Genomic DNA, 13,852 nt, shown 5'->3' with positions numbered 1-13,852 from the left:
TACGAGAAAAGGGATCGAAGATGATCAGTGTGGGTGTGCGGCGCTCCCGCCGGCTCGGCCGCGGCGGCATACGCCGCGTGGTTCCCCTCGCTGCCGTGGCCACGGCAGGTGCCCTGCTGCTCTCCGCCTGCGGGTCGGGGTCCGGCTCGGGCGGCAACGAGAAGTCGCTGACCTTCTGGATCTCCACGGTCCCGGGCCAGGACGCGGGCTGGAAGAAGATGGTGGCGCAGTACAAGAAGGAAACCGGCGTCTCCGTCAAGCTCGTCAACATCCCCTACGACGGCTACCCGGCGAAGCTGCACAACGCCGCGCAGGCGAACTCCCTGCCCGACGTGGCGGCCGTACCGGCCCTGGACCCGATCTGGGCGAACAAGCTGATCGACCTCAGCTCCATCGCCAACAACAAGAGCTACAAGATCAACGCCAACTTCATCGCCAAGGACTCGTCCGGGAAGGTGCTGTCCATCCCCTCGGACATCACCGCCTCCGGCCTGTACATCAACAAGTCGCTGTTCGAGAAGGCCGGCGTCGGCTTCCCGACCTCGCCCGAGAAGACCTGGACCTGGACCGAGTTCATCAAGGCCGCGGACAAGGTCCGGGACAAGACCGGCGCCAAGTACTCCCTCACGTTCGACCAGTCGCCGTCCCGGCTGCGCGCCATGGTCTACGAGCTCGGCGGGAAGTACGTCCACGCCGACTCCTCGGGCAAGTTCTCGGTGGACGCCGCGACCAGGAAGGCCGTGAAGCGCTTCGTCGGGCTGAACGACGACAAGACCATGCCGAAGTCGGTGTGGACCAGCGGCGCCGACCCGTCCGCGATGTTCCAGAGCGGTGACGTGGTGGCCTACTGGTCCGGCGTGTGGCAGGTGCCCGCCTTCGCCGAGAGCATCAAGAAGTTCGAGTGGGCGAGCGTCCCGACCCCCGCCGAGCCGGTGCAGGCCAGTGACGTCAACAGCGGCGGCATGATGGTCGGCTTCAACAACAACGAGGCCGCGGCCGGCGCCGCGAAGAAGTTCATGTCCTGGCTGTACGAGCCGGACCACTACCGCGCGCTGTGCGAGGCGTCCGGGTTCCTGCCCGTCGAGAGCGGCCTGAACCCGAAGTACCCCTTCACCTCCGAGGCGGCGCAGGCGGCGTTCAAGCTCTACAACGAGTCGATCCCGCTGTACGAGCCGATCTCGGGCTACTTCAACACCGCGCAGACGAACTGGGTGCTGAAGGGCAAGAGCCTCACCGAGGACCCGACCAAGACGGAGCTCGGCAAGGCGATCAACGGCCAGCAGTCGGTCGACAAGGCCCTGGACAACATCGTGGCCGGCTACAACCAGCAGGTCGGCGGCGGATCGTGAGCCGGGGGCCGGACGGCCGGGCCGAGTCCCGGCCGTCCGGCCCCGAGCACCCGTGGCCGCCCGGCTCACGCCCTGAGCCCACCGCAACCCCTTCCACCAGCACGGAGTCAGGAAGATGACCAAACGCGCCCCGGACGTGTCCGCGAGCCCACCCAGGAGACGCAGCCGCTACACCCTCGCGCCGCTCGTCCTCATCGCGGCCAATGTCGTGCTCTTCGCGCTGTTCTTCGTCTGGCCTGCGGTGATCGGGCTCGTCTACTCCTTCACGAACTACACGGGCGTGGGAGCGTTCCAGTTCGTCGGACTGGACAACTACAGCAACCTCTTCGGGGACTCCACCTTCTACGACGCGGTGACCCGGACACTGCTGTACACCGTGCTCTTCGTCCCGCTGAACTTCGTGTTCTCGCTGCTCATCGCCAACCTGCTGGTGAGCCGGCACGCCAAGGGCGCTTCGGTCGCGCGCGTCTTCTTCTTCATCCCGTGGCTGCTGTCGCCGATCGTCGTGGGTGTCCTGTGGCGGTGGCTGTTCGGTGAGAACTTCGGACTGGTCAACTACCTCATCGAGAAGGTCGGCGGCAGCGCCGTTCCCTGGCAGTCGAACGCGGACCTGTCGCTGCTGGTGGTGGTCGTGGCGGCGTCCTGGGCCTGGACGGGCTTCTCCATGCTGCTGTTCATCGCGGCGATCAAGAACGTGCCGGCGTCGTACTACGAGGCGGCCGCGCTCGACGGCGCCGGTCCGTGGCGCCAGTTCGTGAGCATCACCCTGCCGAGCATCGCGCCCACGTCCTTCATCGTCATCCTGCTCAACACGATCCACGCGATGAAGGAGTATCCGCTGTTCGCCTCCCTCAACAACGGCGGGCCCGGAACGTCGAACAACCTGCTGGTGCAGTACATCTACCAGACCGGCTTCAAGTCGGGGCAGATCGGCTACGCGAGCGCCGCGTCGTTCGTGCTCATGCTCATCCTGATGGCCGTCGCGGTCGTCCAGCTGATCGTCAACCGGCGGGTGGAGAACCGATGACAACCACAGACATGCCGCACAAGGTCGACTCCACGCCCGGACGGGCTGTTCCCAGGAAGCGGTCCGGCGGCGCGGCCAGTGGCGGGCTCCGGCGCGCGATCCCCGCGACGACCCTGCTGTGGGTCCTGGCGGCCCTCTACGGGGTGCCGGTGCTGTGGTTCGTGCTCAGCTCCTTCAAGCCGGCGGGAGACCTGTTCTCCCTGCCGCTGACGCTGTTCCCGCACGACCCCACCGTGTCGGGCTACCAGGCGGCGTGGGACAGCGCCAACTTCTCCCAGTACTTCTTCAACACCGCCGTCGTGTGCGTGATCGCGACGATCCTCACGGTGGGAGTCAGCTGCTGCACGGGCTACGCGCTGGCCAAGTACGACAACAAGTGGCTCAAGGCCTTCTTCGTCGGCATCCTGGCCACCACGATGCTGCCGGGCGAGGTCATGCTCGCCCCGCTCTTCCTGGTGGTCCGCGACCTCGGCTTCTACAACTCGCTCGCCGGCATCATCCTGCCGGCCGTGCTCACCGCGACCGGCTGCTTCATGTTCCGCCAGTTCTTCCTGACGGTCCCCGACGAACTCATCGAGGCCGCCCGCATCGACGGCGCGCGTGAGCTGTCGATCTTCCTGCGGATCATGGTGCCGATCTCCCGGCCCATCATGCTGACGCTTGCCATCCTGTCGTTCCAGTGGCGGTGGAACGACTACATCTGGCCGCTGCTGATGCTCAACGACCCCGAGAAGTTCACCGTGCAGATCGGCATCCAGAGCCTGGTCGGGGCGCAGAACATCAACTGGTCGGTGCTGCTCGGGGGATCGGTCATCTCCATGATCCCGCTGATCGTCGTCTTCCTGGTGTTCCAGCGTTACGTCATGAACGCCGACATCAACGCCGGACTGAAGGACTGACCGTGCCCACCGAGCTCGACCACGCATTCGTCCGCGCGGCGGCCCGCGCCGCCGACCGGCCGGCCGGCCCGCTGGCGGCCCGTCCCGACGAGGAACCCGCCGGTGTGACCCACCGTGCCCTGGCGCGCCGCGTGCGGACGCTGGTCGCGGCCTACCGTTCCCCGGACTCGGCCCTGCACGGCAGCGGGCGGGCCGTCGCCGCCGCGACCACCCACCTGCGCGCCCTGCGCGCCGCGCAGACCGCCACCGGCCTGTTCGCCGGCGGCGACAACGTGCAGTCGCCGCCGGACTCGGCGTTCACCGTCAACGACGTGTGCGACGCGCACGTCCTCGCCGCGGGCGCCGGGCCGGAACTGCGCGACGTCACGGCCGCGCTGGCCGAGATCGCCGGCGCCGCCCGGGAGAGCCTCCTGGCCGGCGGGGTGCACACCCCGAACCACCGCTGGGAGCTGTGCGCCGCGCTGGCCCGCCTGCACCGGTCGTTCCCCGACGGCCGGCTGCTCGACCGCGTCGAGCAGTGGCTCGCCGAGGGCGTCGACATCGACGCGGACGGCCTGTACTCGGAGCGCAGCGCCAACTACGCGGCCCACGTGTCCAACCCCTCGCTGCTGCTGCTCGCCGACGTGCTCGGCCGCGCCGACCTGCTGCACGCCGTCGAACGCAATCTCGCCACCACGCTGGACCTCATCGGGCCGGACGGCACGGTGGAGACCGTCCACTCGCGACGGCAGGACCAGCACCACCCGTTCCCGCTCGCGCCCTACCTGCCGCACTACCGGCTGCTGGCGATCCGCACCGGCCGGGGCGACTTCAGCCGGGCGGCGCGGCAGGCCGCCGCCGGCGGCATCGACGACCCCGGCCTGCTCGCCGAGACCCTCCTCACCCCCGACCTGTGCCGTGTCCTGCCGGCACCGGCCGCCGAGGCGCTTCCGCGCGAGCGGTACCTCACCACCGCGCGCCTGGCCGCACGCGCCACGGCCACCGCGCACACCGTGGTCTACGGCGGCTCCGACGTGCCCGAGCACCGGCGCATCCGCTCCGGCCTCGCCTGCAACCCCACCTTCCTGCGTCTGTTCGCCGGCGACGCGGTCCTCGACGCGGTCCGCCTCTCACGGGGCTTCTTCGACCTGGGCCCGTTCCGCGCCGCCGGCATGCGACGCCTCGCCGACAGCCGCTACCGGCTCACCGAGACCCTCTCGGCCGCCTACTACCAGCCGCTGGCGCCCGGCCGCCGACGGGACGACGGCGCCTACCGCATGGCGGACGAGGGACGCTTCTCGGCGGCGATGGACTTCCCGGACCGGCCCCGTGACGAGGTCTCGCAGACGACGGACGTCGAGGTGGACCTGAGAGACGACGGCGCCGACCTGCGGATCGACATCAGCGGACCACGGGTGCCCTGGGCACTGGAGCTGACCTTCCGGCCGGGTGGCGCACCGCAGGGCGCCGTGCCGATCGGCGACGGGCGCTGGTGCCCGGCGGGCGGGGAGATGACGTACCGGGCCGGTGACGACGAGATCCATGTCGCGACGAGCGTGGCGGCGGGCGAGCCACTGGCCGGACCGGACCGGAGCGACGTGCTGCGCTACGACCCGGGGCAGGACTACACGGTGGTGGGCGGCACCGACGCCACGACCGGCGACCGCGTGTACATCGGGGGACTCGGACCGCACACCGTGACCGTCGCGCTGCGCGCCCGCCGGTCCGCGCGGGGGCCACGGCCGTGACCGGCGGCCCGGCGGGCGACGCGCCCGGGGGCCGGAACCGGCCGGCCGGGCCCGGCCCGGCTCACGCGCCGGGGGCCGGGTCCGCCACGTCCGGTGCCCGGGCGGCGAGTCGCTCCAGTGGCTCGCCGCTGAGCCGGCACACCTTCCATTCGTCCAGGAACTCCACCCCGAGCGACGTGTAGAAGTCGATCGTGGGGGTGTTCCAGGCCAGGACCCACCACTCGAAGCGGTCGTAGCCGTCGCGCCGGCAGATCGCGGCCAGGGCGGCGAGGAGCGCCTTGCCGTGACCCCCGCCGCGCGCCCGCGGGCGTACGTAGAGGTCCTCCAGGTGCATGCCCCGGGTGCCCGTCCAGGTCGAGAAGCGCGGGAACCACAGGGCGAAGCCGACGGTCGCGCCGGTGCCGTGGTCCTGGGCGATCAGCGCGTGGGCGGCCGGGTGCTCGCCGAACAGCGCCTGGCGCAGCTGCTCCCCGGTGGCCCGGGCCTGCTCCTCGGCCCGTTCGTAGGCGGCGAGTTCGCGGATCATCGCGCGGATCTCGGGGACGTCGTTCGGTGTCGCGGACCTGATCATGGGCACATCATGCCTGGCCCGTCCGGACCACCGGACTCCTCATGCCCGGCCCTTCCGGAGCTGGCCCCTCATGCCCGGCCCGTCCGTCCGGACCACCAGGTCGGCGCGGTCCCGGGTCGCGGCGACCAGCTCCGCGTTGGGCTGGTCCGAGCGGGCCACCCAGGCCTCGGCCTCCCCACGCGTCTTGCCGAACCGCTCGTGCCGGGCGACCAGGCGGCGCAGGCGCTCCGGCTCGGGCAGTTCGCAGAACCACACCTCGTCCAGCAGGGGGCGGACACGGGCCCAGGCGCCGGTGTCCAGGAGGAGGTAGTTGCCCTCGGTGACGACCAGCCGGGCCGTCGGCGGGACCGGGACCGCGCCGGCGAGCGGCTGCTCCAGGTCGCGTTCGAAACCGGGCGCGTAGACGATGTCGCCGGCGTGCCGCTCCTCGCGCAGGCGTGCCAGCAGGGCCGCGTAGCCGGCCGCGTCGAACGTGTCGGGAGCACCTTTGCGGTCGCGCAGGCCCAAGCGCTCCAGTTCGGCGTCGGCGAGGTGGAAGCCGTCCATGGGGACGTACGCGACCCACGGTTCGGCGGACCCGTTCAGTTCCTCCACGAGGCGCTCGGCGAGCGTCGACTTGCCCGCGCCGGGGCTGCCGGCGATGCCCAGGAGCGCGCGCCCGCCGCCCCGCGCCAGGGCGCGGGCCCGCCGGAGGAGATCGTCGAAGGTGTGCGGCACGGGGACGAGTGTGTCACCCGGCTCCCCGCACGCGCGCGCGGGCCCCGCCCCGCGATCTTCGCGTGCGCCGTGCCACGCGGGCCCCGGCCCCGCGCGTGTGGCGTGCGCCACTCACTAGGACGTCGCCGGGAGGGGAACCGATCCCGTATGACGCAGCTCGGTCTACCCGACGACATCCACGCCTGCCTCTTCGACCTCGACGGCGTCGTCACCAAGACGGCCGTCGTGCACGCGGCCGCCTGGAAGGAGATGTTCGACGCCTTCCTGCGCGCACGCGACGGCGAGGACTTCCGGCCGTTCGACGCGGCCGACTACGACCGGTACGTCGACGGCCGGCCGCGCGCCGACGGCGTGCGCACCTTCCTGGCTTCCCGCGGTATCGACCTGGCCGAGGGCGACCCGGACGACCCTCCCGGCGCCGAGACGGTGCACGGCCTGGGCAACCGCAAGAACGACCTGGTCCTGGAGAAGATCCGCACGGACGGGGTCGAGGCGTACGAGGGCACGCTGCGTTATCTGGAGGCCGTCCGCGCCCGTGGGATGAGGACCGCGATCGTCTCCTCCAGCGCCAACTGCCGTGACGTGCTGCGTTCGATCGGCGCCGAGCACTTCTTCGACGTGCGCGTCGACGGCGTGGTCGCCGCCGAGCGCAAGCTGCCCGGCAAGCCGCACCCCGACACGTTCCTGGCGGCCGCTGGGGACCTCGGGGTCCGCCCGGCCGAGGCCGCCGTCTTCGAGGACGCGCTGGCCGGCATGGACGCCGGCCGCGCGGGCCGCTTCGGTTACGTCGTCGGCGTCGACCGCGTCGGGCAGACCGACGCGCTGTACGCGCACGGCGCCGACGTGGTGGTGAAGGACCTCGCCGAACTGGGGGGCGCCGAGTGATAACCCAGCGGGCGTACGGCGTCGAACCCTGGGCCGTGCGCGAGTCGGAGCTCAACCTGGACGTGCTCGCGCAGAGCGAGTCCGTGTTCGCGCTGTCCAACGGCCACGTCGGCTGGCGCGGCAACCTCGACGAGGGCGAACCCCACGGCCTGCCCGGCTCCTACCTCAACGGCGTCCACGAACTGCACCCGCTGCCGTACGCCGAGGCCGGCTACGGCTACCCGGAGTCGGGACAGACGGTCATCAACGTCACCAACGGCAAGGTGCTGCGCCTGCTCGTCGACGACGAGCCGTTCGACCTGCGCTACGGCCGGCTCGTCACGCACGAGCGGACCCTCGACCTGCGCCGGGGCGTGCTGGAGCGGGTCTGCGAGTGGACCTCCCCGGCCGGCTCGACCGTACGGGTGCGCTCCACCCGGCTGGTCTCCCTCACCCAGCGGGCCATCGCCGCCGTGGCCTACGAGGTGGAGCCGGTCGACAGCCGCACCCGCGTGGTCGTCCAGTCGGAGCTGGTCGCCAACGAGAGCCTGCCCGAGCCGGACGGCGACCCGCGCGCGGCCCGGGCGCTGAAGTCGCCGCTGGAACCGGAGGAGGACCTCGCCTCGGGCAGCAGGCTGCGCCTGGTCCACCGCACCCGCCGCAGCGGCCTGCGGGTCGCGGTCGCCGCCGACCACACCGTGACGGGCCCCGAGCGGACCACCACGAGCAGCGAGAGCAACGTCGACGTGGCCCGGCTGACCGTCACCTCCGTACTGGAGCCGGGGGAGCGGCTGCGGGTGGAGAAGCTGGTCGCGCACGGCTGGTCCGGCGCCCGCTCCCGGCCCGCGATGAGCGACCAGGTCGAGGCGGCCCTGGCGGCGGCCGGGCACAGCGGCTGGGAAGGACTGCTGGCCGAGCAGAAGGCGTACCTGGACGACTTCTGGGCGCGCGCCGACGTCGAGGTCGACGGTGACGAGGAGATCCAGCAGGCCGTCCGCTTCGCCCTCTTCCACGTGCTGCAGGCCGGTGCCCGCGCCGAACAGCGCGCCATCCCCGCCAAGGGGCTCACCGGCTCCGGCTACGACGGCCACGCCTTCTGGGACACCGAGGCGTTCGTGCTGCCGCTGCTGACCTACACCGAACCGAAAGCGGCAGCCGAGGCCCTGCGCTGGCGCCTGGACACCCTGCCCGCGGCCCGGGAGCGGGCGGCCCAACTCGGGCTGCGCGGCGCCGCGTTCCCCTGGCGCACCATCGAGGGCTCGGAGGGCTCCGCCTACTGGCCGGCCGGCACGGCCGCCTTCCACGTCGGGGCCGACATCGCGGACGCGGTGGTGCGGTACGTCGCCGCCACGGGCGACGAGACCTTCGAACGCGAGGTCGGCGTGGAACTGCTGGTGGAGACGGCCCGCCTGTGGCGCTCCCTGGGCCACCACGACGACCGGGGCGTCTTCCACATCGACGGCGTCACCGGACCGGACGAGTACAGCGCGATCGCCGACGACAACACGTACACCAACCTCATGGCCCGGGCGAACCTGCTGGCCGCCGCCGACGCCTGCAAGCGCCACCCCGACGAGGCCGCGCGGCTCGGCGCCGACGAGGAGGAGGCGGCCGCCTGGCGGGACGCCGCGGAGGCGATGCACGTCCCCTACAACGAGGAACTCGGCGTGCACGAGCAGCACGCCGGCTTCACCCGCTACCAGCGCTGGGACTTCGCCCGCACGCGGCCGGACCAGTACCCGCTGATGCTCCACTTCCCCTACTTCGACCTCTACCGCAAGCAGGTGATCAAGCAGGCGGACCTGGTGCTGGCGATGTACACCTGCGGCACCTTCTTCGAGGAGGCCATCGACAACCACGCCGAGGAGCAGATCGCCCGCAACTTCGCCTACTACGAGCCGCTGACCGTGCGGGACTCCTCGCTGTCCGCCTGCGTGCAGGCCGTCATGGCCGCCCGGACCGGCCACCTCGACCTGGCCTGCGCCTACACGGCCGAGGCGGCGCTGATGGACCTGGGGGACCTGGAGCACAACACCCGCGACGGGCTGCACATCGCCTCGCTGGCCGGTACGTGGATGGCGCTGGTCGCCGGGTTCGGCGGCATGCGGTGCGTCGACGGCGGCCTGCGGTTCGCCCCGCGCCTGCCCGGCCGGTACAGCCGGCTGGCCTTCACCATCCGCTTCCTCGGCCGGTCCCTGCGCGTGGAGCTGACCGACGGCCGGGCCACCTACACCCTGCGGTCCGGACCGCCCCTGACCATCCGCCACCACGGCACCGAGCTGACGGTGGCCGAGGACGCCCCGGTGACCCGCCCGGTCCCGCCGCCACCCCGGCGCCCCGCCCCCGAGCAGCCCGCGCACCGGGCCCCGCACCCCCGCTGACCGTCCCGTCGCGTCAGGCAGTTGGCCGTATTCCGCCCCGCACCCGCCCGGCCACCGAGTTAGTTTGTTCGTGTTTGCCGACTTCACCGGGGTAAGGGGCGGAACATGGCCGACAGCGCGGACGCCATCCTCGTCCGTATGCGACGGCGCGAACCGACGGCGGGCGCGGGCACGGGCGGCCGGAAGCGCGGCGACCGGGCGCTCGCCGCGCTCGCCGCCGTCTTCACCCTCGCGCAGCTCGCCCTCGTGCGGCCCGTGCTGGGCCTGGGCTGGGACGAGATCGTCTACGTCAGCCAGGTCACCTCCCACACCCCGGCGGCCTTCTTCAGCGCGCCCCGCTCCCGGGGTGTGTCGCTGCTGGTCGCGCCCGTCGCCTCCTGGTCGTCGTCCGTCCCGCTGCTGCGGGTTTACCTCGCCGTGCTCTCCGGGCTCGCCCTCTTCCTGGCCCTGCGCGCCTGGCGGGGTCTGTTCCCGACCCGGGTCCTGGTCGTCGGCGGCGCCCTCTTCGCCTCCCTGTGGATGACCCTCTTCTACGGCCCGCAGGCCATGCCGAACTACTGGGTCGCGATCGGCGCCCTGCTCAGCGTCGGCTGTTTCCTGCGCGCCCGGGAGGAACGTTCCGCCCGGGCAGCCCTGTGGGGCGTCGCCGCGGGCGGCGTGCTCATGGCGCTGATGCGGCCCGGCGACGCGGTCTGGGTGGCCGGGCCGCTGCTGGTCCTCGCCCTGGCACGCCGTCACTGGCGCCTGCTGCTGGCGCTGGCGGCGGGACTCGCGGCGGGTGCCCTCCCGTGGGTGGTCGAGGCGTGGATCAGCCACGGCGGCCTGGCGCAGCGGTTGTCGGAGGCCTCTCGCATCCAGGGCGGGCTCGGCTGGCAGGTCGCCGTGGACGACCAGCTGCGCAGCCTGGGCGGACGGGCCCTGTGCCGGCCGTGCACCGGGTCGGTGCCGCACCCCGTGGTCACCGTCTGGTGGTTCGTCCTGCCCGTCCTGGCCGTACTCGCACTGGTCCTCGCGGTCCGGGCCCGCCGCCTGGAACGGACCCTGGTCCCGCTGGTCTGTGCCGCCACGGCCGCCGTGCCCTACCTGTTCATGATCGGCTACGCCGCCCCCCGCTTCCTCCAGCCGGCCTACGCCCTGCTGGCCATCCCGGTCGCCGACGCCCTGTGGCACCTGGTCAGGAAGCCGGGCGGAACCTGGCGGCCGGTCGCCGCCGCACTGGTCGCGCTCGGTCTGGCCGGGCACCTGGCCGTGCAGACCGCCGTCCTGGAAGGGGCCGTGTCCCGCAACACCGAAAGCCGCCGCGACTGGGACCGCACGGCCGACGCGCTGCACGGCCTCGGCGTCCGCCCGCCCTGCCTGCTCACCGGGCACGAGGCGATCCCCATCGGCTACTACACCGGCTGCTCCTCGGGGGCGACCGCCGGTCACAACGAGAACACCACCGTGCCGGAGATCCTGCGCACCGCCGACCGCCTCCCGGTCGCCCACCTCGCGCCCGCCGGCGGCACCCCGCCCCGGTACGCCCGTACCTGGCCCGTCCACCGCGTCTCCGACCTGGACGTGCGCGTCGCACCGCGCCCCTGACGCCCCACGCGTGTTTCCCGCCCACCCGGGTCAGGTAGGACTCGGGTGACGGCCACGGACGAGGGGGGAACGGGATGGTGCCGGGCGAGTACGAGGGCGGTCTCGGGCAGGAGTTCTTCACGCCGGGGTCCTCGTCCTTCACGGAGTTCCTGGCGGCCCACCGGCCCGGCCTGCTGAGCACCCGGCGTGTCCTGCCGGACGGCGTCCGCGCCGAGGGCGCCCCGCACGGTACGACCGTGCTGGCCCTCGCCTACGGGGACGGCGTGCTGATCGCGGGGGACCGCCGGGCGACGATGGGCCACCTGATCGCCCAGCGCGACCTGGAGAAGGTGCACCCCGCCGACGACCACACCGCCGTCGCCTTCGCGGGGTCCGTGGGGCTCGCACTGGACCTGGTGAGGCTCTATCAGGTCGAGCTCGCCCACTTCGAGAAGATCGAGGGTGTCCCCATGACCCTCGCCGCCAAGGCCACCCGGCTCGCCACCATGATCCGCGGCAACCTGGCCCAGGCCATGCAGGGTCTCGCGGTCGTCCCGCTGCTCGCCGGCTACGATCCCGCGGCCCCGGAGGGCGGACGGGGCCGCATCTTCGCCTTCGACGTCACCGGCGGCCGCTACGAGAAGTCCGGCTTCCACGCCGAGGGCTCGGGATCGCCGTACGCCCGGGGCGCGCTGAAGAAGCTGTTCCGCCCCGGCATGACCCGGCGCGAGGCGGCCCTGGCCGCCCTCCAGGCGCTCTACGACGCGGCGGACGACGACTCCGCCACCGGCGGACCGGACCTCACCCGCCGCATCTACCCGGTGGTGTCCGTCATCACCGAGGACGGCTTCGAGCGGCTGCCCGAGGCGGAGACGGAGCAGCTCAGCCGCGAGATGGTCGCACAGCGCAACGCCCGGCCGGACGGGCCGAACGCCGCCGTGTGACCCGGAACCCGGGCCACGGTCCCGCACCGGCCGGGCTCCACGCGGGGTGGACGGCCGCCCCTGCGTCCACTCCGTTCCACTCCGCCCCTTCCCGGCCCGCGCCCGGCGCACCCTCCGGCACCGCGTCCGCACGTCCATGACGCGCGGCGGGAGTGGTCCGGGCTCGGGGACGGCCGCGGTGCTGATCACCGCCTGACCGGTGGGTAACGTCCCGGATCACCCGTCCGCCGAGGTTAGAGCCCGCGTTACGGGAAACGCGGAACGGACAGCCGAGACGAACGAGTCGACGCAGCGCAACAGGGAGGCAGGAGTGATGGGCACGGAACCGATGCGCCCCGAACCGATGGCGGACGACGCGTACCAGCCCACCGGGACCAACGAGGAGCAGGAGGACGCCGCGCCGCTGGACCTGCAGGACGCCGTCGACGAGCGGACGTACGACGACACCCTCGACGAGGGCTACTCCCCGCCGGAGAAGCCCCTCGGCGTGACCAAGCACGGCACCACCGCCGCCGAGCAGCACGAGGGCGAGACGCTCGACGAGCGGCTGTCCCAGGAGGTCCCCGACGTGTCCGCCGAGCCGGTCGGGGACGGCGTGGGCGACAGCCCCGACAGCGACGGCGAACCGGTGGACCCCGAGGCGGGCACCGCCCGGGCCGGCCGCCTGGTCGCCCCGGACGAGGGCGCCCACCCGGACACCACGAGGGAGTCCGTCGCCACCGACGTCGGCATCGACGGCGGCGCGGCCGGCGCAGAGGAGGCCGCCGTGCACGTGGTGGAGGACGACAGCGTGCTCCCCGAGGACGACGGCAGGGCGTGAACCACCGGCACCGGCAACGGTCCGACCGGCCACACGTACCGGCCACAGGTACTGAGGACGGGCAGCGGCCACAGGTACCGACCACAGGTACGGATCACAGGTGAGGCCACCGCCCCCGGCGCACAAGCGCTACGGGGGCGGTGGCCTCACCCGCACAAGCGCTAGGGCAGCAGCTTCTCGAGCGCGGACGGTCCCTCCGCCGCCAGCTTGCGCCTGGCCCATTCGAGGTTGTGCGGCGTGAGGTCCTTGCCGGAGGCCAGGACGAGGTCCTCCGGTGACACATCGGTGCCGGTTCGGGCGTGGAGCAGGCGGTCCGGGGTGGTGCTGTCCTCGGGCGGCCGGGACGCGGGGGGCTGTGACGTCGACATGTTCTCTGCTCCTAGGGTCCGGTTCGCTGGTGCGGCCCCGGTGCTGAAAGCGGGCCCGCTATCACCATTCCCCGCGCGGGCGCGGCGTGCATCCGGAGAGCGCGGCGCCGCTCCCGCGGACCCCCGCACCCCGTTCGGACGCCCTCGGATGTCGCGTCGCCGGTTTCCGTATGACGGTGGAGACACGTGTCCCTGCGACTGACAGGAGCTTTTCCATGCGCACACGTGTGACCGCCGCGGCCGGCCTGGCCTGCGCCGCCCTGCTCGCCTTCGCCGGTACGGCGAGCGCCGGCGACGGCACCGTCGGTATCACCAACGAGAGCGGCGGCATCCTCTCCGGCAACGTCATACAGATCCCGGTCGACATCGACGCCAACGTCTGCGGCAACTCGATCAACGTGATCGGTCTGCTGAACCCGGTGTTCGGCAACGAGTGCACGATCAAGGGCTGACGCACCGGTAACGGCTTGCCGGCGGGGGGGGGGGGGCGGGGGGGGGGGGGGGCGCCGCCGGGGGGGGGGGGGGGGGGGGGGGCGGGGGGGGGGGGGGGGGGGGGGGGCCCCAAAACCCCACGTGGGGGTGAACCTCCGCCACGCGTCCCCGGGCCGCGAGACGACAGGAG

At 72.6% G+C, this 13,852-nt stretch carries 13 protein-coding genes; 10 read left to right on the top strand and 3 right to left on the bottom strand.

Annotated elements, in window-relative coordinates; genetic code table 11:
• The first annotated feature begins 20 nt into the window (after window positions 1-20).
• The 4 genes from AC07DA_RS29460 (at window position 21) to AC07DA_RS29445 (ending at window position 5,002) form a co-directional block, all read left to right on the top strand.
• The gene (locus AC07DA_RS29460) at window positions 21-1,349 is read left to right on the top strand and encodes an extracellular solute-binding protein (protein ID WP_479131260.1); all 1,329 of its coding nucleotides are present in this window, start codon (window positions 21-23) and stop codon (window positions 1,347-1,349) included.
• Window positions 1,350-1,464: 115 nt separating this feature from the next.
• Entirely contained in the window at window positions 1,465-2,376 is a 912-nt protein-coding gene (locus AC07DA_RS29455) for a carbohydrate ABC transporter permease (protein ID WP_479131258.1), read from the top strand.
• Entirely contained in the window at window positions 2,373-3,275 is a 903-nt protein-coding gene (locus AC07DA_RS29450; RefSeq protein ID WP_479131257.1) for a carbohydrate ABC transporter permease, read from the top strand. Before AC07DA_RS29455 ends, AC07DA_RS29450 begins: the two co-directional genes overlap by 4 nt.
• Window positions 3,276-3,277: 2 nt before the next feature.
• A complete protein-coding gene (locus AC07DA_RS29445; protein WP_479131256.1) occupies window positions 3,278-5,002 on the top strand; it encodes a hypothetical protein in 1,725 nt (574 codons plus the stop codon).
• Window positions 5,003-5,063: 61 nt separating this feature from the next.
• Here the strand turns inward: AC07DA_RS29445 and AC07DA_RS29440 are convergent, their stop codons facing one another.
• Together AC07DA_RS29440 and AC07DA_RS29435 are read right to left on the bottom strand one after the other, a co-directional pair.
• On the bottom strand, window positions 5,064-5,573 hold the full coding sequence (locus AC07DA_RS29440; protein WP_479131255.1) for an N-acetyltransferase family protein: 510 nt from the start codon (window positions 5,571-5,573) through the stop codon (window positions 5,064-5,066).
• Between the two features lie 39 nt (window positions 5,574-5,612).
• Window positions 5,613-6,290: a nucleoside/nucleotide kinase family protein gene (locus AC07DA_RS29435; RefSeq protein WP_479131254.1), complete on the bottom strand. Its 678-nt coding sequence runs from the start codon at window positions 6,288-6,290 to the stop codon at window positions 5,613-5,615.
• Between the two features lie 147 nt (window positions 6,291-6,437).
• Here AC07DA_RS29435 and AC07DA_RS29430 point away from each other — a divergent pair, with 147 nt between their 5' ends.
• The 5 genes from AC07DA_RS29430 (at window position 6,438) to AC07DA_RS29410 (ending at window position 12,862) form a co-directional block, all read left to right on the top strand.
• Window positions 6,438-7,175 carry an HAD family hydrolase gene (locus AC07DA_RS29430; RefSeq protein WP_479131253.1) on the top strand — a complete coding sequence of 246 codons (738 nt, stop codon included), beginning with the start codon at window positions 6,438-6,440 and terminating at the stop codon, window positions 7,173-7,175.
• Window positions 7,172-9,535, top strand: coding sequence for a glycoside hydrolase family 65 protein (locus tag AC07DA_RS29425; protein WP_479131252.1), 2,364 nt, complete (start codon window positions 7,172-7,174; stop codon window positions 9,533-9,535). The genes AC07DA_RS29430 and AC07DA_RS29425 overlap by 4 nt, the downstream gene beginning before the upstream one ends.
• 105 nt (window positions 9,536-9,640) lie before the next feature.
• On the top strand, window positions 9,641-11,119 hold the full coding sequence (locus AC07DA_RS29420; protein WP_479131251.1) for a hypothetical protein: 1,479 nt from the start codon (window positions 9,641-9,643) through the stop codon (window positions 11,117-11,119).
• A gap of 74 nt (window positions 11,120-11,193) precedes the next feature.
• Window positions 11,194-12,042, top strand: coding sequence for a proteasome subunit beta (gene prcB / locus AC07DA_RS29415; protein ID WP_479131250.1), 849 nt, complete (start codon window positions 11,194-11,196; stop codon window positions 12,040-12,042).
• Window positions 12,043-12,370: 328 nt separating this feature from the next.
• Window positions 12,371-12,862 (top strand): DUF5709 domain-containing protein, encoded by a 492-nt coding sequence (locus AC07DA_RS29410; protein ID WP_479131373.1) that lies wholly within the window; start codon window positions 12,371-12,373, stop codon window positions 12,860-12,862.
• Between the two features lie 161 nt (window positions 12,863-13,023).
• Here the strand turns inward: AC07DA_RS29410 and AC07DA_RS29405 are convergent, their stop codons facing one another.
• On the bottom strand, window positions 13,024-13,230 hold the full coding sequence (locus AC07DA_RS29405; protein WP_479131249.1) for a hypothetical protein: 207 nt from the start codon (window positions 13,228-13,230) through the stop codon (window positions 13,024-13,026).
• Window positions 13,231-13,445: 215 nt separating this feature from the next.
• On the opposite strand from AC07DA_RS29405, the gene AC07DA_RS29400 reads away from it, so the two are divergent.
• Complete coding sequence (locus tag AC07DA_RS29400) at window positions 13,446-13,682, top strand: chaplin (protein WP_479131247.1); 237 nt, start codon at window positions 13,446-13,448, stop codon at window positions 13,680-13,682.
• The last annotated feature ends 170 nt before the right edge of the window (window positions 13,683-13,852 follow it).

The sequence above is a fragment of the Streptomyces sp. NPDC044921 genome, assembly GCF_056432865.1.
Note: the sequence above shows the minus strand (reverse complement) of the source record. Positions and strands in the feature narration are given on the sequence as shown.